At 41.1% G+C, this 24988-nt stretch carries 17 protein-coding genes, 1 tRNA gene and 1 pseudogene; 10 read left to right on the plus strand and 9 right to left on the minus strand.

The genetic code is table 11. The features are described from left to right. Positions 1 to 18 precede the first annotated feature (18 nt). Complete coding sequence (locus AC559H_RS16160) at positions 19 to 1827, minus strand: glycosyltransferase family 61 protein (RefSeq protein ID WP_052349609.1); 1809 nt, start codon at positions 1825 to 1827, stop codon at positions 19 to 21. Beyond that, positions 1772 to 2866, minus strand: coding sequence for a tetratricopeptide repeat protein (locus AC559H_RS16165; RefSeq protein WP_052349611.1), 1095 nt, complete (start codon positions 2864 to 2866; stop codon positions 1772 to 1774). Before AC559H_RS16165 ends, AC559H_RS16160 begins: the two co-directional genes overlap by 56 nt. A 406-nt stretch (positions 2867 to 3272) precedes the next feature. Here AC559H_RS16165 and AC559H_RS16170 point away from each other — a divergent pair, with 406 nt between their 5' ends. From AC559H_RS16170 to AC559H_RS16190, 5 genes and pseudogenes are all read left to right on the plus strand, one after another. Continuing rightward, positions 3273 to 4022, plus strand: a complete 750-nt coding sequence (locus AC559H_RS16170) for a DUF502 domain-containing protein (RefSeq protein WP_026785284.1) — start codon at positions 3273 to 3275, stop codon at positions 4020 to 4022. Between the two features lie 34 nt (positions 4023 to 4056). Next, the gene (nusB, locus tag AC559H_RS16175; RefSeq protein ID WP_026785283.1) at positions 4057 to 4716 is read left to right on the plus strand and encodes a transcription antitermination factor NusB; all 660 of its coding nucleotides are present in this window, start codon (positions 4057 to 4059) and stop codon (positions 4714 to 4716) included. Between the two features lie 159 nt (positions 4717 to 4875). Then, positions 4876 to 6431: pseudogene (gene ftsY / locus AC559H_RS16180) on the plus strand (signal recognition particle-docking protein FtsY). Between the two features lie 126 nt (positions 6432 to 6557). Continuing rightward, on the plus strand, positions 6558 to 8030 hold the full coding sequence (locus AC559H_RS16185; RefSeq protein WP_026796006.1) for a GAF domain-containing SpoIIE family protein phosphatase: 1473 nt from the start codon (positions 6558 to 6560) through the stop codon (positions 8028 to 8030). Next, positions 8014 to 8217: a hypothetical protein gene (locus AC559H_RS16190; protein WP_036831422.1), complete on the plus strand. Its 204-nt coding sequence runs from the start codon at positions 8014 to 8016 to the stop codon at positions 8215 to 8217. The genes AC559H_RS16185 and AC559H_RS16190 overlap by 17 nt, the downstream gene beginning before the upstream one ends. A gap of 124 nt (positions 8218 to 8341) precedes the next feature. Here AC559H_RS16190 and AC559H_RS16195 read toward each other — a convergent pair whose 3' ends face one another. The 4 genes from AC559H_RS16195 to AC559H_RS16210 all read right to left on the minus strand — a co-directional run bounded on the left by AC559H_RS16195 (position 8342) and on the right by AC559H_RS16210 (position 15987). Next, the gene (locus AC559H_RS16195; protein ID WP_036831425.1) at positions 8342 to 11251 is read right to left on the minus strand and encodes a choice-of-anchor Q domain-containing protein; all 2910 of its coding nucleotides are present in this window, start codon (positions 11249 to 11251) and stop codon (positions 8342 to 8344) included. Between the two features lie 94 nt (positions 11252 to 11345). Continuing rightward, positions 11346 to 14291 carry a calcium-binding protein gene (locus AC559H_RS16200; protein ID WP_036831428.1) on the minus strand — a complete coding sequence of 982 codons (2946 nt, stop codon included), beginning with the start codon at positions 14289 to 14291 and terminating at the stop codon, positions 11346 to 11348. A 751-nt stretch (positions 14292 to 15042) separates the two neighbouring features. Then, positions 15043 to 15768, minus strand: a complete 726-nt coding sequence (locus tag AC559H_RS16205; protein WP_026796007.1) for a Bax inhibitor-1/YccA family protein — start codon at positions 15766 to 15768, stop codon at positions 15043 to 15045. 145 nt (positions 15769 to 15913) lie between these two features. After that, positions 15914 to 15987: transfer RNA gene (locus AC559H_RS16210), tRNA-Arg, on the minus strand. A gap of 437 nt (positions 15988 to 16424) precedes the next feature. On the opposite strand from AC559H_RS16210, the gene AC559H_RS16215 reads away from it, so the two are divergent. From AC559H_RS16215 to AC559H_RS16225, 3 genes are all read left to right on the plus strand, one after another. Beyond that, positions 16425 to 17096: an Npun_F0813 family protein gene (locus tag AC559H_RS16215; protein ID WP_026796008.1), complete on the plus strand. Its 672-nt coding sequence runs from the start codon at positions 16425 to 16427 to the stop codon at positions 17094 to 17096. Between the two features lie 273 nt (positions 17097 to 17369). Then, on the plus strand, positions 17370 to 18404 hold the full coding sequence (locus AC559H_RS16220) for a hypothetical protein (protein WP_026796009.1): 1035 nt from the start codon (positions 17370 to 17372) through the stop codon (positions 18402 to 18404). A gap of 153 nt (positions 18405 to 18557) precedes the next feature. Further along, positions 18558 to 19532 (plus strand): hypothetical protein, encoded by a 975-nt coding sequence (locus tag AC559H_RS16225; RefSeq protein WP_026796010.1) that lies wholly within the window; start codon positions 18558 to 18560, stop codon positions 19530 to 19532. Between the two features lie 26 nt (positions 19533 to 19558). Here AC559H_RS16225 and AC559H_RS16230 read toward each other — a convergent pair whose 3' ends face one another. Further along, positions 19559 to 20425, minus strand: coding sequence for a methyltransferase domain-containing protein (locus tag AC559H_RS16230; RefSeq protein ID WP_026785276.1), 867 nt, complete (start codon positions 20423 to 20425; stop codon positions 19559 to 19561). A gap of 158 nt (positions 20426 to 20583) precedes the next feature. On the opposite strand from AC559H_RS16230, the gene AC559H_RS16235 reads away from it, so the two are divergent. Further along, the gene (locus AC559H_RS16235; RefSeq protein ID WP_026796011.1) at positions 20584 to 21918 is read left to right on the plus strand and encodes a TrkH family potassium uptake protein; all 1335 of its coding nucleotides are present in this window, start codon (positions 20584 to 20586) and stop codon (positions 21916 to 21918) included. A gap of 24 nt (positions 21919 to 21942) precedes the next feature. After that, positions 21943 to 22641, plus strand: coding sequence for a potassium channel family protein (locus AC559H_RS16240; protein WP_026796012.1), 699 nt, complete (start codon positions 21943 to 21945; stop codon positions 22639 to 22641). Between the two features lie 45 nt (positions 22642 to 22686). Here AC559H_RS16240 and AC559H_RS16245 read toward each other — a convergent pair whose 3' ends face one another. Then, complete coding sequence (locus tag AC559H_RS16245) at positions 22687 to 23097, minus strand: hypothetical protein (RefSeq protein ID WP_026796013.1); 411 nt, start codon at positions 23095 to 23097, stop codon at positions 22687 to 22689. Between the two features lie 130 nt (positions 23098 to 23227). Then, complete coding sequence (locus AC559H_RS16250; protein ID WP_026785272.1) at positions 23228 to 24889, minus strand: ABC1 kinase family protein; 1662 nt, start codon at positions 24887 to 24889, stop codon at positions 23228 to 23230. Positions 24890 to 24988 lie beyond the last annotated feature (99 nt).

The raw sequence follows: 24988 nt of genomic DNA on the forward strand, positions 1-24988 counted from the left end.
TTTTTGGGATTAAGATATTTATTTCCACGGCGATCGGACAAATAGTATTTCTAATAGCCTTTTCAAAGAAACCAGATTCAGCCAAATATCTTCGGTCAGGGGATTTTGATACATTAACCCCCGTAGCGGATAGCAAGCAAACCCATCTCCAGTCAAACAATAATGTTCTAATCCCAGATATTGACTAATTACCCAATAATAATGACGATTATAGTGGGGGGACATCCACTCAATAATTTTGGTTCCCGGTTGACAAAACAAAATATTAGTTAAACCGCTACCATGGGCCCCCATAATTACCTTAGCTTGAGCAAACAAAGCCACCTGTTCCGTAAAGGATAGCGTTTCTAATTGCACGGTCACAAAGCCCCAAGGACGTAAGAATTGAATTACTTCATCTTCATTTAAAACCCGACGATAGCTGGCATCTCCCCGACTAATATAAATTCGTTCGGGATAATTCTTACCCGAATTTGAGCTTTTAGGGAGAAACCAACGGCGCAAAGTATCAATTGCCCAGGGTTGCAACCATCCTGTATGTCCAGCAAAGGAGGGAACAATTAGCTGTTGTGCCTGAATATGGGGAAATTGATCACTTTCAAGGATTTTAAACTCTGGAATTCCTAAGCGAGTTAGGGTTTCCCGTTGAAAGGGTGCTTGGTAACTATTGACTAAAAACCAATCTATTTGATCAAAATTTATCCCACTTTGGCGCAGGAGTTCCAGTCTCGGTAAAATATCAACCATCCAATGAAAATAGACATTCCCCGACAGCCCCGATAATACTACGACCCGACCTTCAATGGTCTCTAGGGGCGGTAATTCTGACTGTTGAAAAACTTGATGCTGTTGTGGGTCATAACTGGGACAACCCGGAAGGGGGGCAGGATATTCCCTTGAGACATCGGCTAATAGTTGATTATCAGGTGTAATAATAGCGATCGCTCTACAAACCAGCCAATAATTCTCCTGGGGAACAATCCAGGCTCGTCCATTAGGAATTATCGCCACAAACAAAGGCGTTGAAACTGGATTATTTTTGGATGTCAAACCTTTTTGAATTCCCTGTCCCAAATTCTGCCACTGAAACAATTTGAACACACCTTTCAGACAGATTTCACAATCTAACCCCCCGCATTGATTGGGTTTAGAGGGTGTCTGTTTCCAGTTCTCCAAGTTTTGGGAACCGCATAATCCTGATAGATTACAATAATGGCTATCCTGTAAATTATTATTTTTCAGCCAGGTTAGGGTTGAATCACACACTCCTTCAGGAATATCCGTCTGTTGAATATAGGGAGCATTTGCCCATTCTTGCCATAAAGTTAAGATTGAGGGATGATCATTGACCCAAGAATTAAACTCCTTTTCCTGCTGAGTCTGTAAAACTTTACTATAGTAGTCCGCAGCAAATTCCCAATATCCTTGTTTTTCCAATATTCTCCCCAATTGCAAATTCACTTCAAGTAACTGAATAGGGGAAAAACTAGACTCATTTTTGAGTAAATTTAAAGCAATTTGATAAACCGTTAAAGCGGCATTGAGTTGTTTATTTTTGAATAAACAATTGCCTAATTTTAGATAAATTTCTACTGAATAGGGTTGAATTTGTGCTGCTTTTTGGTAGTAGCTCACTGCTTGATCAAACTTGCCGTAAATCGTTAAAGTATTTCCCAGATGCAGATAGGTTTGATAGAGATGTTCATAGACTGTTTTACCCCCCCTAGCCCCCCCTTGGTCTGGGATGGGGACAGATGTACCCCCTTGTTCATCAGAATTGGAAGTATCTGCCCCCCTTTGGCAAGGGGGGGTTGGGGGGGGTATCATCCTGTTGTAATGCCGTGAGAAAATCAGCACAGGACTTTCTGGCTAAAGATAATTCATCCGATGCTGAAGATTTATTGACTCCTTGACAGTAACCGTCTACAAATTTAGGTTCTAGCTCAATAACTTTTTTAAAACAACTGAAAGCCGCATCAATTCTTCCTAAATTGAGTAAAGAAGCTCCACAGTCGGTATAGGCAAATATATTTTCCGGTTCTAACTCAATAACTTTTTCAAAGTAGGAAACTGCATTTTTATGTTGATTTTGTTGCTGGAAAATTTTGCCTAAATTGGTATAAGCCAGAGGAAAATCATCTTTAATGTTTAGGGCTTGATGATAGGATTTAATCGCATCTTGGATTTTTCCTTGAGCATTAAAAACTTGACCAATATTATTATAAATTAAAGAATTTTCTATTTCAGTTTCATTATAAATTAGGGATTTATTCCAGGCTTCTAAAGCCCCGTCATAATCATTTATTGCAAATAATAAACAACCTAAATTATTATAGGCATTAGCAAAATCTGGTTGCAGATGAATCACTCTTTGATAGAGTGCAATAGCTCGTTTTGTATCTCCCAACTGCCCATAAGCCATTGCTAAGGTAAAATAGGAATTAACATGATTGGGGTTTTGTTCTAAGGTTTTTTGATAGCATCGAATCGCCTTGGGAATATCCCCACTCCAGTAATAAGCCTGACCCCATTGAAAATATAATTCTGTCCAAGTTGGACGCAAATTTAGGGCTTTTTTATAACAGAAAAAGGCTGGCTCAAACTCTCCTGTATTTCGTAAAACTTGAGCTAAATAGGCATAGGCTTCTACAAAATCTGGTTGTAACTTAATTGCCTGTTTATAGGCAGAAATGGCTTCTGGGAATAGTCCTTGAACTTCATACCAATCCCCTAAAACTTTATAGGTTTGAGCATGATCGGGATCTCGTGCTAAAATTCGTGAGATTGTCTGATCAGCTTCTCGCAGATTTCCCACATCTAAATCAGTGATCGCTGATTGGATTAAGTCTTCAATGCTTGGATTCACAGTGTTTTGCTGAGGATTGAAAAATGGGTAGAAAGTCTTTGCGATTGTCAAATTCTGTACTATAGCAATCCTATTTGAGTTGTCATATTTTTTCAAATTTAACCCCGACGGTAGGGGTAATTCATGAATTACCCCTACCACGATTGATTTAGGATTGCTATATGTCGCGAGGTTGGTGTGAACTAACCCAATCTATTCTAGCAATAGGGGAGTAATTGTCTACTCTCTGTACAGTTAGTTTCTCAAACACTACCTCGGCTACCTTGAGAGTAGTGGCATTCCTAGCATCTGCTCAAGCCCGTCCTCATTTTTTCTTCCTATCTGGGTAAATAGATCGCTGCAAAGACAAATCATCGTTAATAATAGGAAAGAGAAACACCAAAAAAAAGAGGAGACTGGACGCTCTGTGTTCCAACGCTTGAAGCAGGACTTAAAAAATGACTTAATTGCAGGTCTGTTGGTCGTGATTCCCCTAGCAACCACAATCTGGTTGACCATCACTATCTCCAGTTCTGTGATTGAGTTTCTGACCCGTATTCCTAAGCAAATTAATCCCTTTGATGGTTTGCACCCCATTTTAGTTAACCTACTGAATGTTTTGGTTGGGTTAGCTGTACCCCTGTCAGGAATATTATTTATTGGTTTAATGGCCCGTAATATTGCGGGACAATGGCTTTTGGGCTTTGGTGAAAAAATCTTACAAGCTATTCCCTTAGCGGGTTCGGTTTACAAAACCCTGAAACAACTTTTAGAAACCCTTTTACGAGATTCAAACGATAAATTCAGTCGTGTAGTCTTAGTGGAATATCCCCGTCGAGGTCTTTGGTCACTGGCTTTTGTTACTGGGTCAGTCGGTGGTGATATGCAGTCCAAATTATCTGAGGAAATGGTTAGTGTGTTTATTCCCACGACCCCGAACCCCACCAGTGGATGGTATGCTATTGTTCCACAGCAGGAGGTCATTAACCTGACCATCTCGGTAGAAGATGCGTTTAAAATTATCGTATCCGGTGGAATTGTTAATACGACGTCTTCATCAACGGTGAAAGCCCTTAACCCCAAAACTGAACCTCCATTAGAATCTCTGCTCAAAACCGAAAACAGAATTCCGGCTATTGTCCTAGAAGATGAGGGCATTGGGGTCAGCGAAAATTAAAGGGACAATCTTTATTCTTAAATTCTTATAACCTATGCAAGCCCGTCGTACTGCCCGTGAACTCGCTTTACTTGGAATTAGTCAACTTCCTGCGACTTCCGAGCGCCTGGAAACTCAAGAATTACATGATGTTTTAATTGCCGCAGTTCGGACGTTGACGGCTGAAGGTCAGGAGTCCTTAGAAACGGCGGTTTCTGAACTACAACGCAGTAGCGATCGCCTTTTAGGTAGCCAAATTCGGGCAAATGATTTACAAAGTGCTAGAACAATGGTTTATGAAGCCATTGAGTTAGTTCAAGGAGCAATTAATCGTTTAAGTACCGCTATTGAATTACCGGAATTGGTACAATTAGCCAATCAACAAGAAGTCTGTAATTATGCCCTTGATATTCTGATTCAAGTTAATACCCATAAAGCTGAAATCGATCAGTTATTAACAGATGTCTTGGTCGATTGGCAATTAAACCGACTCCCTCGAATTGATCGAGATATTCTCCGCATTGCCGTTGCCGAATTAATGTATTTAGATTTACAAGAACAAGTTGCAATTAATGAAGCTATTGAACTGGCAAAACGCTACAGTGATGAAGAAAGTTTTCGCTTTATTAACGGCGTTCTGCGTCGATTTGTCGATAAATTAAAAGCTGGGGAACAGGGAACAGGGAATAGGGAACAGGTAATGGGTAATGGGTAATGGGTAATGGGTAATTACGAATTACGAATTACGAATTACGAATTATGAATTACGAATGGGTTTTGGGTGATATTCAGTGAGCGAGGACGCTGGCACTGCTTCTGATCCCCCTGCCTCCCTGCTCCTCCACTTTTCAATCCTTAATATTAAAAAAAAAGTATGGTATTTAATTGGTTTCGTCGTCAATTTAATGAAAAAACAGATCAAAATCAAGAACCGGAAACGGAGGTTCAATCCGAACCAGTCAAAGTAGATCAACCTACTGAAACGGCTGATAGTTCGGAAGAAAAACCTCAAATTTCTGAGGATTATTTACAGTGGGCAAAGGCAGCTTATAAAAATATTCAGAAACAACAAGAACCGGAACCGGAAGTTGAACCGGAAGTTGAACCGGAAGTTGAACCGGAAGTTGAACAGACCGTTTTAACCCAGGAAATTCAAGAAGTAGAAACGGAAGCCGACCCCCCAACCCCCCCTTGTCAATGGGGGGCATTACTGAACCAATAGTTGCACCCGAACTCGTTAGCGCACCTGAAACCAACCTCCCAGAGACAAAAACCCCCCCTGCTCCCCCAGAATCAACAGAACCCCTACCTTTTTGGGCAGCATCAACCACAGAACGCCAAACCCGCCTAGAACGGCTGAAAGAAACCGCCATTGAACCGGAACCCGAAACCAGCGAAATGGCCTCTGGGGAAGCGGGAATGGTGTTTGATGAGGTCTTTATGTGGTCGGCCCAGGTCTTAGCCGATCAAGGTCGCCGTCCCGATCAAGTCACCTTAGAAGAAATTACTTGGTTACAGAAACTCTGGAAAGCGTTAGGAAGGACGCGGCGCAACTTACTAAACCAATTAAAAGCCATTGTGGGTCAAGGGCCATTAAATCAACAGGCCGTTGATGAAATTGAATCTATGCTTTTACAGGCGGATGTAGGGGTAGCAGCAACCGATCGCGTCATTGAAGCCTTACAAAATAAACTTCGTCAAGAAGCCCTACCTCCTGAACAAGCGATCGCCTATCTTAAACAAATATTAAGAGGAATTTTAGAAGAACCTTTTTCCCAAGGTTATCCGATTAGCTTCGCACCGGAAAAAGATACGCTCAATATTTGGTTAGTCACCGGAGTCAATGGGGCGGGTAAAACTACAACCATCGGCAAAATTGCCCATTTAGCTCAAAAATCCGGTTATCGTTGTTTAATCGCTGCTGGGGATACCTTTCGGGCTGCGGCCGTTGATCAGGTGAAGGTCTGGGGAGAACGGACGGGTGTGGAAGTCGTGGCGAACCCTGGAAAAAATACCGATCCGGCGGCGGTGGTTTATGATGCCATAGAAGCGGCAATATCTCGAAATACGGAATTGTTAATTATTGATACGGCTGGTCGCTTGCAAAATAAAAAGAATTTAATGGAGGAACTCAATAAAATCCGTCGAGTCATTGATAAACGCGCTCCATCAGCTAAAATTCAATCTTTGTTAGTATTGGATTCTACCTTGGGTCAAAACGGTTTACGCCAAGCCGAAGTTTTTTCAGAAGTGGCTCAATTAAGTGGGGTAGTATTGACAAAACTCGACGGAACTGCTAAAGGTGGTGTTGCCCTAGCTATTGTCCAGCAACTTGGCTTACCGATTCGGTTTATCGGAGTTGGGGAAAGTATTGAAGATTTACGCCCGTTTTCCAGCTACGAGTTTATCGAAGCCCTCCTCAGTGGCTAGTTTAATAATTACAAATTACAAATTACGAATTACGAGACAATTAGCTAACTCCTAATTTATTAATTCGTAATTCGTAATTGACAATTCGTAATTGATAATTCGTATATTTATCCCGTGAGGTTTTAGATGACAGCCTTGCCCCTCCCTAAACGCTCCGATCAATTTGCTGACTCGATTACGGGTTCTGCAACACCGGAAACGACGCCAGTTTTTGCCCTCAAGGAAATGGTGGCGCGTTTGCATCGAGAACAGCAAAACGTGAACGAGTTGTTAAGTTCCTTGGGGTATGCCCTGCGTAGCTTCAACAACCTGAATCAATTTTTAGAGTTAACTCCCTTAGTTGCTAGTCGGGTGACGGATTCTGATGGGGGGGCTTTAGTATTATTTAAACCTAATGGACAAGTTCGGTTTCAACGGCTCCATTGTCAGGAAGGACGTCAATGTCAGGATATTCGGCAAGCGATCGAAGCCGTAACCCGACAAATTACCTCGCTCTCATCTACAGGAAGGTTAGAAGAATTATCGGAATCGGCATTACAAACCTATACGGCAAATTTAGATTATCAAGTTAGTCGCTATCTTGGCCCCGAGGTGCAGCTATTCGGGACACCGATTTTGGTGAATAATATCGAGCGCGGACGGTTATATGTTTTTAGCCATGATGTTAATTATGTTTGGACACCGACCCGTCAGAAATTAATCCGTTTGGTCGCTGATCAAACGGCCGTTGCCATTGCTAATGATGAGTTGGCAACTTCCCTACGGGAGAAAGAACGTTTAGATCGAGAATTGGAAATTGGGGCGGAAATTCAGTTACAATTATTGCCTCGAAAATGCCCGACAATTCCGGGTTTAGAAATTGCTGCCAAATGTCAAACGGCGAGCCGAGTCGGAGGAGATTATTATGATTTTATTCCCTCTAATTTTGACAAACGGGGTGATCATCTTTCTGTCTATTCTGATGAGCGCTGGAGTATTGTCATCGGCGATGTCATGGGTAAGGGAGTCCCGGCGGGTTTGATTATGACTATGACCAGGGGAATGCTCCGGGTAGAGGTGTTAAACCGTCATTCTCCTTCCTTGATTTTGGGGCATTTGAATCAAGTTATGTATGCGGATTTGGAAAATTCTAGCCGCTTTGTTACCTTATTTTATTCGGAATATGATCCGGCGACTCGAATGTTGTCCTATAGTAATGCGGCTCATCATCCCCCGTTATTATGGCAGATTGCAACTAATAATATTATCAGGTTGGATACTTTGGGAATGTTGATTGGATTAGATGCGAATAGTCGCTATTATGAAGATAAAATCCAACTTTATCCGGGGGATACAATTATTTATTATACCGATGGATTTACGGATGCGATGAATCAACGAGGCGATCGCTTCGATGAGGAAAATCTTAGCCAAGCATTCCATTGGGCGTGTCAGAATTGTAGAAATCCCCAAGCAATTCTGGATTATTTGTTTGAACAAGTTCAACAATTTATTGGTGCAGAAAACCGGAATGGGGATGATATGACCCTCGTAGTGTTGCAAGTTCAATTGAGCAATGGAGGCGATAATAATGATGATTCTAATGCTGAATCCTCTTGATGGGTTTAATATCCTTGATCACGGTTTAAATTTGTTCGCTCACGGAACAATTTTAGCTCAACAAGTGAATGTAGATATTGTTGGCGATTTCGTCAGAACGTGGAACCATATCGTTAAAAGCGGGCAAATTTGGGCATTTTTTGCTGGTGTTTTTGCGGGATGGGCAATTAGAAGTTTGTTACCCTAAATTGTAGAGTGAGAAATGTTTGGGGGAGTCGTAGCGATCGCCTTTTGTTTGCTAGACTGGGGGCGATCGCGCACTTAGAAATTAGGTGCGATCGCCATTACAAAGTGTTAACTTTCCAGACAATTTATATAGAAATAACTTGAAACTGATTAGACGAAATTAAATTAATATCAATCCCATTTAATCGAGCTAATTCTTCTCCGGTATTGGTTAAACTAATAATAGCGGTATTTCCCTGTTGATTTAGGGTAAGTTGATCGAAGGTTAATTCTTTACTGAGTCCTAGGGAATCTAACTCTGGATTAAAGTCAAGAATTAAGTCACTTCCACTATTAATTGATAGTACAAATATATCTTGACCTGCTCCTCCAATTAAGGTATCATTCCCGGTATCTCCCCATAACAGATCATTCCCAATTCCTCCTATTAAAGAATCATCTCCACTTCCTCCATAAAGGGTATCATTTCCAGCACATCCATCTAAAATATCCGTACCCTCATTCCCGAATAGCAAATCTTGATCATCTCCTCCACAAATACTGTCATCTCCAATATCTCCAAATAGAATATCTGCACCCTGTTCACCTTTGAGAATATCCTGACCTTGACCTCCAAATAAACTATCATCTCCCGACCCACCATCGAGAAAATCATCTTCTGAATTTCCGAATAAAATATCGTTCCCTTCTCCACCCATTAAGATATCATTTCCTAAGTTTCCAAATAGCAAATCGTCGCCTTCATCCCCTTGTAATGTATCATTCTCTTTGCCACCATAAAGGCTATCATTCCCCAAATTTCCCTGGATAAAATCATTATTGCGATCGCCAAATAGCAAATCATTATCTTCATTTCCGTCTAAAATATCATCGCCTTCTCCCCCATATTGGGTATCGTTTCCTAACCCTCCTCGGAGAATATCTGCTCCTTGATTTCCGAATAATAAATCATTGCCATTTTCGCCATTTAAGTTATCTACTCCCGCCTTTCCTGTGAGGGTATCATCACCTTCAAAACCCGTGATTTGATCATTAAAATTACTTCCAATTAAGTTATCATTTCCTGCTTGACCATCAAAGGTTTGTTCGACAGGATTTTGTGTTTTTAATGGGTCTATATTGGGCGTAGGAAATTGATCACACAGACATTTATCTTCACCAACAGGACTCGGTGTTGGAATTGGAGTTGGAGTTGGTGTTGGTGTTGGACTTGGTGTTGGTGCGGGACTTGGTGCGGGAGTTGGACTTGGACTTGGTGCGGGAGTTGGACTTGGTGTTGGTGCGGGGGTTGGACTTGGAGTCGCAGTCGGACTTGGTGTTGGACTTGGTGTTGGACTTGGGGTTGGAGTCGGAGTCGGACTTGGTGTTGGACTTGGTGTTGGACTCAGAGTTGGTGTGGGAGTTGGAGTCGGAGTTGTAATTGGAGTCGGTGCGGGGGTTACAACTGAAAACTCATAAGCACCACTATCAATAATTGCTGTACCATTTTGATCGCCATCTGTTGGGCGAGGTTGACCGAGTTGATCCGTTGTGGGTGAATTATTGTTATTTCCCGTATCAATAGCGGGACTTCCTGTTAACAACGGATGAATTAACATCCCATTAACTGTTTGCAAATTTCCCAATAAAGCATCAGTAACTAATTTAATATTAGGAGTTGCTTTAGTATCATTGGGGTTTAATTCATTGGTTTGAATATTACCACCACCATCATTATATTCAGTTCCGGTATGGTGTTTAACGTTCCAAGTATTTCCGCCATTATTAGCAACATTTTTGGATAAAATTGTATTTGTTAAGGTGACATTTGTACCGCCTCCCCAAAATCCACCTCCTTGAAATCCGGCATAATTATTGGCAATTGTTGTATTAATAATATTAGTCAAATTAGTACCATTGGCGAGGGTCATTGCACCTCCTAAACCACTATTTCCGTCGGTAGATTCAGATCGATTTCCTGAAAAAGTGCTATTTGTAATGGTAGTAGGAGAGGTTTCACCCACCCATAAACCACCTCCTTGACTATAGGCTCGATTATTAGCAAATGTTGTATTATTTAGGGTTAATTCAGCATTTCCAGAACGTATTCCTCCTCCTAAAGAATCGCCTTTATTATTGGTTTGAATTATATTATTAATAATCGTGCTATTTTCTACAATAATTTTATCGGGAGGATAGGCAAATAGAAATAATCCTCCCCCCTGTCCAGAACCCGTATTTCCATCAAATACGGAGTTATTAATTCTAATAATTCCACCTATTGCTCCTGGTGTAGCATTGGCTCCAGAGGCGTTTGCGCCATCGGTATAAATGGCTCCACCTGCGCCGTGATAGTTACTTGAACCATTTGCAACTGTACCGCCTGGAACAGAAGTATTGTTAATAAATTTGGAATTATCAACAGTTAAATTACCCAATAAATGATTAATTGCACCGCCATTTATTCCTTTATTATTGGTGAATTGACTATTAGTAACTGAGAGAGAACCTGCGCTTTTTGTTGCGATCGCACCTCCCCCCCTTTCACTCCCGCCTAATGTGCCATCATTATTATTAAATTTGCTATTAATAACAACCGTATTACTCTTAAATCCAGTATAGATTCCACCTCCAAATTGAGCGATATTATTATTGATTTCACTATCTTCTAAAGTCAGGTTGGTTGAACCTTGCATCCGAATTCCACCCCCCGCACCCGCTTCATCAATTCCCTGAGCTTTTCCATTAGTGATAATCAGGTTTTTTAGGTTTATATTAGTAGGTTGAAATTGAGGACTAACCTGGAGTTCAAAGACGCGAAATTGATTGTCTCCGCTAATAGTAATTTTACTAGGAGTTACACCTGAAATAAGTCCATCAACGGTAATACTTTGATTGATATTTAATTGACCACTGGTGAGTAAAATAGTCGGGTTAGGTTGATTAGCTAAACTAGAATCAAATTGGATTATATCTCCAGATTGAGCTAGGGCGATCGCTTCTCTTAAAGAACCAATCCCATTATCATTTAAGTTAGTAACAATCAAGTTTGCCATTTTATTTCATCCTCAATTTATAAAATTTTTATAATATTTTATCCTTCAAAATAGTTCAAAAAAATGGTTTATATTTTGAAGGATGAATTTAGTATTAATTAGGATTAAAAGCCAAACTAATAAAATCTTCAGAAGTCAGTAAATTAGGATTAAATCCTTTTAAAGTAGCTAAAACTTCTCCCGTACTTGAAACTTGAATTAAGGTGTTATTGTCAACGAGAGTAAACTGCAATTTTTCAAAGGTTAATCCTCCTGTTAAACCGATAAAATCTTCTCCATCGGTAAAGTCATCAATCCAATTACTACCTTGATTTTCTCCTAAAACAAAAGTATCTTGTCCTTTCCCTCCCCATAATAAATCATCTCCCAAATCTCCACTAATAAAATCATCTCCATCTCCTCCTAAAAGGGTGTCATTTCCTTGACCACCATAGAGAGTATCATTACCCGTTCTTCCCTTTAAGAAATCATCCCCTAAATTACCAAAGATTAGGTCATTATCTTCCCCTCCACAAATCGTGTCATTATCCTGTCCTCCATATATCGTATCGTTTCCAGATCCTCCTTGTAATAAGTCATCCCCTTGATTTCCAAATAAAATATCGTTGTCTTCATTTCCAACTAAAGTATCATTTCCTAAATCTCCAAAAAGAGTATCATTCCCTTGATTTCCCCAAACTAAATCATTTCCTTGACCGCCATAAATAATGTCATTTTCATTTCCTCCTTGAAGGTTATCGTTTCCTAAATTTCCCCAAATAATATCCTGACTATCTTCGCCTAAAACAAAGTCATTACCCTGTCCTCCGTAAATACTATCATTTCCCAAATCTCCGGTGATATAATCATCTCCTTGATTTCCAAATAAAATATCATTTCCAAACCCGCCATCTAAATTGTCATTTTCTTCTAAACCATAGAGAATATCATTAGTATCTCGACCTAAAATTCCATCTGCTTCAGGTGTCCCTAACCCATTCGTTTGTTCGGGGTCAAAAATAGTATTGACAACGATATTTTTAGCAGGTGTAATATTAGGAATATCGATACATTGATCTTGTAGTTCAAGTCCGCTCGTTCCCCCTGGTGCGGGAGTTGGAGTTGGTGTTGGAGTTGGTGCTGGAGTTGGACTCGGAGTTGGACTCGGAGTCGTTACGGGAGTTGGACTCGGAGTTGGTGTGGGAGTTGGTGTGGGAGTTGGTGTCGGAGTTGGTGTGGGAGTTGGAGTCGGAGTTAAAGTTGGAGTTGGACTTGGAGTTGAAATTGGAGTCGGAGTTGGTGTAGGAGTCGGAGTTGGTGTGGGAGTCGGAGTTGGTGTGGGAGTCGGAGTTGGAGTTGGTGTGGGAGTTGGTGTGGGAGTCGGAGTTGGAGTCGGAGTTGGAGTTGAAGTGGGAGTTGGTGTGGGAGTTGGACTCGGAGTTGGTGTCGGAGTTGGTGTCGGTGTGGGAGTTGGAGTCGGAGTTACCACTGAAAACTCATAAGCACCAATATCAATAATTGCTGTACCATTTTGATCGCCATCAATAGGACGAGGCTGACCGAGTTGATCCGTTGTGGGTGAATTATTACTACTTCCTGTATCAATAGCGGGACTTCCTGTTAATAACGGATGAATTAATACCCCATTAATGGTTTGTAAATCTCCTAATAAAGCATCAGCAACTAACTGAATATTAGCAGTTGCTTTAATATCATTCGGGTTTAATTCCGTCGTTTGAATGTTTCCCCCACCATTGTTAAGTTGAGCGGTAACGTGATGGTTTGTATTCCAAGTATTTCCGCCATTAAATGCTTTATTTTTAGATAAAAGTGTATTAGTTAAGGTAACATTTGTTCCTCCAGACGATATTCCTCCACCTAAAAAACCTGCATAATTATTAGCAATTGTTGTATTAATAATACTGGTGGGAGTTGTCCCATTAGCCAGAGTAATTCCTCCTCCAGATCCCCCTTTTCCATCTACAGATTCAGCCCTATTTCCTGAAATGGTACTATTAATAATAGTCATCGGAACCTGTTCCCCAACCCACAAACCACCGCCTTGAATCAAGGCTTTATTATTGGCAATGGTTGTATTTTCAAGGGTGAATTGCCCATTATTTCCCGGTCTAATCCCTCCTCCATAACTATCACCTTTATTGTTAAAAATAACACTATTATTAGTAATCGTGCTATTTTGAACAATCATTTTATCGGGAGAGTAACCATATAAATATAACCCCCCCGCTTGTCCGGCTGCGGTATTCCCATCAAATACAGAATTATTAATCTGAATTGTTCTTAATGTTCCTTCCGACTTAGCTCCATCGGCAAAAATTGCACCCCCATAACCATTAGAAATATTAGCGCCAAGATTGATATTTGCCCCGGGGACAGAAGTATTATTAATAAACTTAGTATTCTGAACATTTAAGTCGCAAATTACACTATAAATAGCTCCGCCATTAATACCTTTATTATTGGTAAATTCACTATCAATAACCGTCAGATTCGTTTGGCTATCAGTGGAAATTGCCCCGCCACCTCGTTCACTTCCTCCCGGTGTTCCATCATTAGTATTAAATTTACTATTAATAATGGTTGTACTGGTTCTATACCCAGCAAAAAGACCACCTCCATACTGAGCTATATTATTATTAACCTGACTATTTTCTAAGGTTAAAGTGTTTAATGTTTTAACTCTAACTCCTCCCCCTGCACCCTCTTGAGCAATACCTTGGGCATTACCATTGACAATAATTAGGTTTTTAAGAGTTGTATTTGTGGGTTGAGATTGAGCATCAGCTTGAATTTCTAAGACGCGAAATTGATTTTCACCACTAATGGTAATTGGAGTTGGAACTGTACCTGGAATCAGTCCATCAATAGTAATACTTTTATTGATATTTAATTGACTACTGGTGAGTTTTATGGTAGGATTAGTTAAACTTGCTAAACTTGGATCAAATTGGATAATATCTCCGGGTTGAGATAGAGCGATCGCATCTCTTAGAGAACCCGCTCCATTATCATTTAAGTTTGTAACAATTACGGCAGCCATTACGAGTTATTCCTAATTTTAGGTATAATTTCCAGACAATTATCTTTTCAATCACAGTTCATAAATATCCGGTTATCTAGGATATTTTTTTTCCATCTTCTAGCCATTTTTACCGAAGGCTAAAGTCAGTAAAATTAGCGATCAAAAATTCCAATAAAATTGGACAGCAAATTTCAACCTTTGATCATTTTGATCTAAGGGTTGAGAAAAACACGATAGTATTATTAGTCTATAAAAGACTAAAACTATATTATAAAATTGAGCAAAACTTTTAATTTCTGAAAAAATCCCATTCTGGTGTTGATAAAGAAGGGATTTAACCTCATTTTTAATAGCAAAAACTATCCTAGAAGTATTTCCTAAGTACAAATTCAGCCAAACGAGGGTTAAATTAAAATTTCCAGAAAAGCACAAGGTTGAAACAGTAGGCATTTTTTAGACTCTCAAAGGGTGCATATTAGTAGATACATCCCCATCATGATTTAGTCAGGCTACACTATATATTTGACGAAAACCCCTGAATTAAAGTTTCCTTATTTTCAAGATTAACAATTAACTCAGATTCACCCTGTCAAAATGAATCGTATCTCCGAGAAATTATGTAGAAAAACCCCAATAAAAAGGAGCGAGTTGTCACCCACTCCCTTAATTTATCGCAGTCGCCCCTAACGGTTAGGACATAGACTGATGGAGCAAACTCAGATTTTCCTCTGTGTTGCGGTATTCTCGGCTCTTCCGATTCTGGCCAAGCTTAATCCCGATTAAAGGCAATCAGCAAGCGTAGAATGAAGATAAATAGGTTGATGTAGGTTAAATACATCGATAATGCGGCGGACAAATACTGTTTGTCGGTGTAAGCCCGGGGAAGCAAATAGAAGTCAACAACAGCCGCCCCCACAAATAATAGAACTCCCAAGCCAGAAATCCCAATTTCCAACCAAGAAGGGGTAATGATTCCAAAGAAACCGAGGACAAATTGGGCTAAAATCACCACGAATAGGGAAATAATTCCTAGACGGATGGTTTTGCTCAGGGCCATACCATCGGATTCTGAAAGGTTAGACCCAATCGAACGCGCCCCGATAAAGGTGACTCCACATCCTAAAGCCGCCACCCCAATTCCAGCCATCCCAACACCACTTGTGCCCAAAGCCAGGGCGACTAGACCTGTGAGAGTATAGCCCGTCAGTAGGCTATAGGTTGCTAATAGGGGTAAAGCCGCCTGATTATTACCCTTGTTGGCGATACCCGAAGCCACAAAAAATAAAGCGATTTGGGCAATGAAGGCGACCCAGAAGGTCGTCATAAACAATCCAGGGTTAGCCGCAGCAACATTCAGACCCCCAAAGGTGCCCAGGGCTGTAAGAATTAACCCGCCTCCCACATAGGGTAAGGCGTTAGCAATCACATTTGGGCCAACAATAGCCTCATTTTTAGCCTCTCGTACAGCTTGACGAAAATTACTGGTACTGGTCATATTGTCCTTCCATAATCAACACTACCTCCTTATAATTTAGCGAACCCTGGGAATTTGGGGTAGATGTTGATTTCCACCTGGTCAAGAAAAACACTTGGGATTCTTTTTCTTCACTTCGGCTTTTTCTGGAGGCCTTGAAATTTAACGGGTGTGGAGGGATTCGAACCCCCGACAGACGACTTAGAAGGTCGCTACTCTATCCACCTGAGTTACACACCCAATCCAGAATCATTTTATCTTATTCCTTGTCAATTTTTAACATAGTTTCAAAAGACTTTTCCTCAAGTCCCTGAAAAAAGCCAAAGGGAAAAATTTCTGATCAAGACTGCCCCTAGTTAAGCCCAGTGCAGGATTATTAATCCCGATGCTCTTTTATTTCCGTCTTGTTAGTGCCTATGTTATGATCAGTGGTGTTTTAAACAGAACTGCAACCCAGATTAATATTAATGCAGACTGTAAGGGTGCAACAAGTGTTATTCATGATCGTACCATAAATAACATTGAGATTGGATCGGGGTGAAATTGCCAGGGGTGCCTTGACTACGCCTTTAAGAATCCAGGTTTGGAGTCTTAAAAATCTCAGTGAATCAGCGCACAGCGAATTTACCGAGAGAGTCAAAGCCGGGTGCCATGACAGGAATAGGTGCAGAAGTGTCATGTTTATATTAAAACGAACGGATGTTGAAATAACCATGGTTCAACACCCTAACCGGGAGCAGCAGATTCCTGTTTTGAATTATCAGGGACAGACATTTCGCCTGATGAAAACGTTTGAAGCCAAACAAGCAGATGATGCCAGGGCTTTATGGCGGGATCTCACTGATAATAAAGGAAAGGCTTGCGTTCTATTAGAAGAACCAGACCGATATAGTGTCTGGGGGAAAGTCCGTTTAGACCAGCTTTTGAAGGAGGGTCACAGCCCAACAGACAGCAAATTGCCGATTCTGACTCAAGCCTGCTTGCTGCTATTGCAAGCGGTTTACTTTGATATTGAAGACTTGCTAGGATCAAAACAAGCGGTTTCCTTTCAAAAAGATTTGACCAAAATTTTTCAAAAGTTCAAGTTTCCCCAAACTGATGATTCCAAGGCTATAGAAATTCTACTGACTGTCAACCCCCTGGAGAGCTTCAAAATTCCCTCTTGGCAAGAAAATCACCTCAGCACCTTGCTGCAAGAACTCTATGAACTGGGAAAAAACTATTTTGGCAATACCAGTTTTGCAGAGGGAATAGAAGAAGTGCTAGAGGATATGGCTGATGATGATCGCGAGCAGTTTGTCAATTGGCTGCATCAGTCATCTTTGAGCAAGCAATGGGTGATGAGTTAACCCAAATATAGACTAGCTGTTCTGACCTAAATATGGGACGCTAGATTAAAGACAATTGTTTGAATGCTGAAGTTATAGCAGGGAACACCGGAACAGCCCCCCCCAAACCCCCGTGCACGCAGGGCTTGGGGGGGAGGGAACACCGGAGGAAAAGACTTCACCGTCTAGCTTTGCTGCATCACTCTTTGTCCTAATAGGTCTGGCGACTGCTATAACAACGATTAGCCTCTAAACTTGGTCTTGATTCTTTAAATTGCTAGGTATTTTAATCCTATGGGTAGCACTTCACAAGAAAAGTCCTCCTTATTTGCCACCTTGTTTTCATCACAGGGTATGGTAATTGCCGGGATTGTGTGGGCTGTTCTTGCCTTGTTATTTTTTCTGCTGTTTAGTGTAACGGTACAAGGAGAGGAGTTACCCCTGTGGTACTCCATCGGAACCTATTTTTTTGAATTGGGGGCATTTCTAGCCGCCGCCCTTGTCTGTTATCGAAACTGGAAAAGTCCCCAGATGGTAAGCGGTCGTAATGTTTGGCTCTGTATTGGGTTAGGGGTATTTTTCTACTTTGTCGGGGGTGTCCTGTTTGGAGTGTGGGAACTGGCTTGGCATTTAGATCCGGCGGTTTCCATTGCCGATGGTTTTTACGTTCTCAGCTATCTTTTTCTAGCCGCGGGAATGATTCTAGCCGTCGTCTCTAAACGATTGAATTTAGATATTAGTCAGTGGTTAATCTTATTCGGGGTAGCCCTGGTGGGAACTACATTTGGAATGTGGGTTGCCAGTCCTAACTTATTTGGATTACTCGGTTCTCCCGAACCTGTGGCTATTGAACAATCGGTTGCTACTCCTACTGCGAAGGCTCCGGCGATTTCCGGGCCTAAAATTGAAAAATCTTCAGCCCAAACTTCCCCCGAAACAGAATCAGATCAGGAGACTTCTTCTGCCCCTCTATGGGTAGAGGCAATTGATAGTAAACTAGAACCCCTGGCTTTTGGGTTCAATTTGTTCTACATCATCGGGGATGTTTTCCTGTTGATTTTAGCAACGGCTTTGATTTTAGCCTTTTGGGGAGGACGGTTTTCCCAGTCCTGGCGGATGATTGCCTTTGCCATTTTCTCCCTCTATATTGCTGATATGTATTTCAAATGGGCTGACTCCAGAGGGTCAGGGGACTATGAAAGTGGCGGTTTGTTAGAAGTCTTCTTTGTATTCACGGGGGTTTTATTTGCCGTTGGAGCGATTTTGGAGTATGACATCTCAACCCGTTCTCGTCAAAGTCGCCGGAGCCGACGCACGGCTAAAGGTTAATTGGTGGAATGGTTGAGATTTCGATCTTAACATGAGGATTCATAGAACTCTCGTTCAATCCTTCTCCGGTGTGTCAATCACACCAAGCCGGGTAGGAAATCCCTTGGCTTTATGTGAACCTTAATCCTTCGATATCAAGTGACTCCCAACTCAATGACATCCACGAAACTTTCCCAATCAGAAAAACAGGAAATTATTAGGCTCTATCAGGACGTGCCAGAGGAAACAACTATTACTCTAGCAGAACGCTATGGAGTCAGTAGCTCAACGGTGAGACGAGTCTTGCAAAGTGCTGTTCCTAAAGATGTCTATGATATTCTGACGACCCAGAAACAGCGTCTTCATCGTGTGGGGAAACGTTCCTCGGAAGATGTGGTTGATAGGGATGAATCTCAAAGGGAAGTTGACTCGCAAACACCCGAACCTATCAGTCGGGAATCTACCGTAATTTTGCCTCGAAAGCGTAAGCGCTCATCTACTTTTGATTCGGAGGTGTTGAAGTCCGATGCTTCTGATTCCCTAGAGCCAGATTCTCTAAAAATTTCTTCGTCTAATTATCAGTTATCAATTCCTGGCTTAGAGGGGCTGTTCTCACCTGATCGGCTCGAAGTCAAGGGTCGCGTTTTTGGGGACTATGACCCAGATGAGGATCACGAGGAAGATGGGGAAGACACCAATCGGGATCGAGGAAATGAAGGAGACGATAATGATGATGGTGAAGACTATGGAGACGAGTTTGCAGACGATGAGGGGGATGAAGATGATGATACAGAGCCTCGGGGTCTATTTTCCCATTCTCTGGCCAGTGGAGGTTCTGTACTCGTTAAAATTTTGCCTTTAACAGAAACTGTACTCCCGAGAACCTGCTATTTAGTGATTGACCGATTCTCGGAATTGATTGCTAAACCCTTGAGGGCATTTAGTGAGTTGGGAAGGATTCCAGAGGAAGAAGTCCTAGAACAAACCCTTCCTGTTTTTGATAATCACCGCATCGCTAGTCGTTTTTCTGGACGCAACCAACGGGTATTTAAAGTTCCCGATGGCCGACTTCTGAGAAAAGCGGCTCCCTATTTACAAGCCAAAGGAATTACCCGGCTATTAATTGATGGCCAGGTTTATCGGTTTTAATGGGGATTGATTCACACTCGGTCTATCTATTTGGTTCCTGTTAATAGACCAAAACGAATCAGTCCGGTGTCATAGCCTCGACTCATCAGGGGTAAGGCTAGGGCGGCTTGAATCGTTGTTGGGCCACTCAATAGCAAGCCAACGATGGCATTCAGGTTAAAGGCGGAATCGATCACCGTATTCCAAAAGGGAGCAACGGCCTTTGACCAGTCAGCCGTTTGAATATTTTTAAACCCTTGATCCGTTGCGATCGCTTCATATTCAGGCAAAGCAATCACATAGGGTAAGGCATAAACCCGATATATTTCTGCTAAATGCCGACGTTCTTCCTCGGTGAGTTGTCCAGCATTTCCCCCCAAGGGACGATGACACCAAGTGGCCATTAATAAGGTTCCGCCCGGTTTCAAGACTCGATAGGATTCTCGCAAAAACTGAATTTTATTCGGGAAGTGTTCGGCACTTTCTAAAGACCATACCAGATCAAAGCTATTGCTCTCGAAAGGCATTTCTAAGGCATCGGCTACCAAAAACTTCGTTTTCTGCTCTAACCGAGCTTCCAAGGCACGTTCTGTGGCTCTTTTAGCTTGGACAGGACTCAGGGTAATTCCAGTAACATCCGCCTGGAATTTGTCCGCTAAATATAACGAACTTCCTCCAATTCCACAGCCGACATCAAGTATTCGAGATCCTTGTAAATCCTCTTGGTCGGAGGGTGTTAGTCCCCAGTTTAGAAATTCTTCAATTAAGTCAATTTGAGCTTGACGGCGTTCTTTTTTCAGGGTTCCATCCAAGCCATAATATCCATGATGCAGATGTTCTCCCCAAATTTCTTCCCACAAACCGGAAGAAGAATCATAGAATTGCTGAATTTGTTGATAGAGTGTTGAATTCATCTGAATCATTAAAAAATTTTACTGACGCCCTTAGAGCAGCATCTCTACAGTATGATTCTACTTATCGCAAATTGCCCGTTTTCAACTAAAAGATTAACCCTAAATTCCCATTACCCATTACCGATTACCCATTACCCAAAACCCATTACCCATTACCCATGACAGTATCTCGAACAATTGGTTTAGGTTTCCTGGCGGTAATTGCCCTGGGAACAATTTTACTGATGTTACCGTTCTCCTTGAGTGCCCGAACTTGGGGTAATCCTCTAACGGCCTTATTTACATCAACATCTGCGGTTTGTGTGACCGGATTATCCGTTGTGGATGTGGGCAAATTTTACTCATTTTGGGGTCAGTTTATCATTGTATTGCTAGTTCAGGTGGGAGGATTAGGATATATGACCGTCACCACTTTTTTATTGTTATTATTAGGTCGAAAGTTTCGCCTCAAGGATAAATTAGCCTTACAACAATCCTTAGATGCTTCAGGAATAGCAGGGGCCGTTCCTTTATTAAAATCTATTGTAGCAACCACCGCCCTATTTGAAATAACCGGAATTTTTCTATTGTTATTCGTGTTTGTTCCTGATTTGGGATGGAGTCAGGGACTATGGTTTGCCCTTTTTCATAGTGTAAATGCTTTTAATAATGCCGGATTTGGATTATTGTCTGATAGTTTTGTTCGCTATGTTAACTCTCCCGTATTAAATTTTATCATTACTTTTCTAATTATTTGGGGAGGCATGGGCTATCAAGTGATTCAAGAACTTTATTTATGGATTGGTAATCGCTTGTCTAAATATCCCCTGCGTCGTGATTTTTCGGTTCATTTCCGAGTTGTCACTTCCACAACCATATTTCTATTAATCTTAGGAACAGCTTTATTATTCTTCACTGAACATCACAACCCCGGAACCTTAGCACCCCTTAATTTTCCTGATCAAGTTATGGCAGCTTGGTTTCAATCGGTGACGACCCGAACGGCCGGATTTAATACAATTAATAATGGAGAATTAACCGTTGCCGGGTTATTTATCTCGATCATTTTAATGTTTATTGGAGCCAGTCCAGGGGGAACAGGAGGAGGGATTAAAACCACAACCCTTAGGATTTTAGCTAATTCTACTCGTTCGGCTTTACAAGGGCGAGAAGAAGTTATTTGTTATAAACGTCAAATTCCACTGCCGTTAATTTTAAAGGCAATTGGGGTTTTATTTGGTTCGTTTATGGTGATCTGTATCTCGGCGATTCTGATCTCTTTAAGCCAACCTAATATTGATTTTGACTCCATTTTGTTCGAGGTGGTTTCTGCCTTTGCCACGGTGGGATTATCTACCGGAATTACAGCCAGTTTAACCCCCTTGAGTCAATTGATTATTATTACTACAATGTATGTGGGACGAGTTGGTGTAATTTTATTAATGTCGGCTATTTTAGGCGATCCCAAACCGACGTCCATTGATTATCCCGAACAAAACCTTTTAGTGGGTTGACACATTTCTTTGAAAATAAATAATATGAACTTTTCATCTTGGAATTTTTTACGCAATCTCAGAACTGAAAAAAAACAATTTGCTGTGATTGGATTAGGTCGGTTTGGAAGTGCCGTTTGTTCAACATTGCACAAAAGCGGTTATGAAGTTCTCGCCGTTGATAAAGAAGAAAAACGAGTGACTTCGGCATTAAGTGATCAAATAGCCTCCCATGCGTTGTTGTTAGATTCGACTGAAACCTCTGCACTTCGAGAAGCAGGAATTTTAGAATTTGATACGGTAATTGTCGCTGTGGGTAGTTTTTTAGCCGAAAGTATTACCACCACTTTAAACTTAAAAGAAGGGGGTGTTGCCAATGTAATTGCGAAAGCATCTTCGGAAACCCATGCTAAATTATTAAATAAAGTCGGCGCGGATATGGTAGTGTTTCCTGAACAGGAAATGGGGCAACAATTAGCCCGACAATTGACTCGTCCCCGTTTACTTGATCAGTTTGAACTTGATGCGGAACATAGTATTGTAGAAATGATTGTTCCCGATGAATTTGATGGTAAAACCATTGCTGAATTAGAACTCCGTCGCCGTTATGGATTAAATCTTTTAGCGATTAAAAACGAAGGGGATAAAATGGAAATTAATCCCCTTTCTAATCGTAAACTTTACAAAGGAACCATGATTGTTGTTGTCGGTTCCAATCAAGATATTAACCGTTTAGTCGGTTAAAACAGATTCCTCAGATTAGAGGTTTGTTGAATTTGTCATCTGTAATTAATTCTTCGGTGGATTCTGTTGAGGGATGATTTTACCTAAACTTAAATCGTCTAAATCTATCCCTCTTAAACCTTTTTGTTCTAGTTGGTTAAATAATCGAGTTAATTGATACCAAACTAATCCGGCCATTAACGCCGTTAAGGGAATAGAAAACCCATAGGCGAAGGATTCTGAAAAGGCAAAAACTTCTAAACAGGAAGCCAGAAAAATACAAATTCCCAACCCAATTCCCAGAAAGGGAAACAGTATGGGAAAGCCTCGTAAATTGGCGAGATTACGACTAGAACGATTTTTCGACCATTCTTTTAAAAGTTGCTTGAGATTCACAACAAAAGCAGTACAGCAGGTGATTCCAATGAATAAACCCCCAAGGAGTAAAACCAAAGGCGGATTAGCAGAATTATACATAGAGAAGGGAGCAGGGGAGAAGTGGAGGCAGGGGGAGCAGGGGAAGCAGGGGAGCAGGGAGAGCAGGGGAGGTAAACTCTTTCTATTACCTATTACCTATTACCCATTACCCATTACCCATTACTCATTATTACCCATTACCTATTAATGATAACTGACTAATCGCACTCCAAGCCACATCGAATAAACGATTGGGTTTTAAATCCGGCTGAATTAAAGTCCATAACCGTTGAACTTCTGTGGTATGGAGACGATCATCTTCGGTTAAAGCCGAAATAATTTGACGGCGGAGGAAATCTCCCTCATCAGACATCAAATATTTTAATCCTAATTGAGCCGTAGGTAACAGATCAAAATTCCGATCTGATCGAGCGATCGCAATCATATTTTCTAATCGTTGCCATTGTAATTTCCCATCTTTAAATAATACTTCAATTAAACGACGTCGTAGGGCTGGGGTTTCACCATTTAATAATCGACGGGCCACATAAGGATAGGCAACATCCACAATTTTGAAATCGGGATTTAAACTTAAAGCAATACCTTCTTGAGTCACCAAAGAACGAATAATTAAGGCAAATTGGGCGGGAACTCGGAAGGGATATTCATACATTAATTCCGAAAAACTATCGGTAATAGTTTTAAAATTAAAATCCTTAACACTCGTGCCAATTATATCCCCCAAGACCATTTCCAAGGCAGGAATAATCGGTTTAATATTAGTTTCAGGAGACAAAAATCCTAATTTCACAAAATCAAGTGCCAGTTGATCATAGTCTTTATTAATCAAATGCACCACGGAATCAACCAAGGTTTCTTTTGTATTCTGTTGTAACTGATCCATCATGCCAAAATCAATAAATGCCATGCGACCATCGGGCAGGACAAATAAATTTCCGGGGTGCGGATCGGCATGGAAAAAACCAAATTCTAATAATTGTTTTAAACCACTGGTTACGCCAATTTCAATCAAGGTATCCCGATCTAATCCCGCGGCTTTAATTCGTTCCGTATCGGTTAATTTAAACCCATTAATCCACTCTAAAGTTAAAACACAAGTGGTGGTGTAACTCCAATAAATCGAGGGAACTTTTACCAAAGGATCATCGGCAAAATAGGTGGCAAAGCGTTCCGCATTCTGACCTTCATTAATATAGTCAATTTCCTCAAATAACTTAACCCCAAATTCATCCACAATTAGGCTTAAATCATGTCCTAAATTCAAAGGTAGCCAAGGAGAAAGCCATCCTGCCGCCCAACGCATTAAATATAAATCTAAGGTTAAAACGGGTAATAAATTCGGCCGTTGTACCTTAACTGCAACTTCTTCCCCAGTTCTGAGTCGGGCATGATAGACTTGACCCAAACTTGCTGCGGCTATAGGTTCGGGAGAAATATCGCTATAAATTAGATCTAAATCCTGCTCTAATTCTGCTTGAATAATTGCCATCGCCTGATCATGATTAAAGGGCGGCAATTGATCCTGAAGTTTGGTTAATTCCTCTAAAAAATCTTTTCTAATTAAATCGGGACGGGTAGAAAGGGCTTGACCCACTTTAATATAGGTCGGGCCTAAATCCGTGAGAACGTGGCGGAGGTGGGTAGCCCGTTGGGGGGTATGTTCCACGTCCCCATGTTGCCATTTATCCCACAATAACCCCAGAATAAACCCGGTGAAATACCAAATCACCATAATTGTCCGTCCGATGGCTAACCAGGGGCGACGACTATGGTAGCGGGCAATTTCCTCTGGGTCATAGCGTCGTCTGGATTTGACTTGCTGTGGGTTCACGTTTATCGTATTCCTCCTAATGGTGAGATTTTTATTGTTGGGATCGAAAAAAGAAATTGTGAATTTTTTTATCTTTTTATTACTGAATAGTATACAAAC

It is taken from the genome of Planktothrix prolifica NIVA-CYA 540 (assembly GCF_963864145.1).
Lineage (GTDB): Bacteria > Cyanobacteriota > Cyanobacteriia > Cyanobacteriales > Microcoleaceae > Planktothrix > Planktothrix agardhii.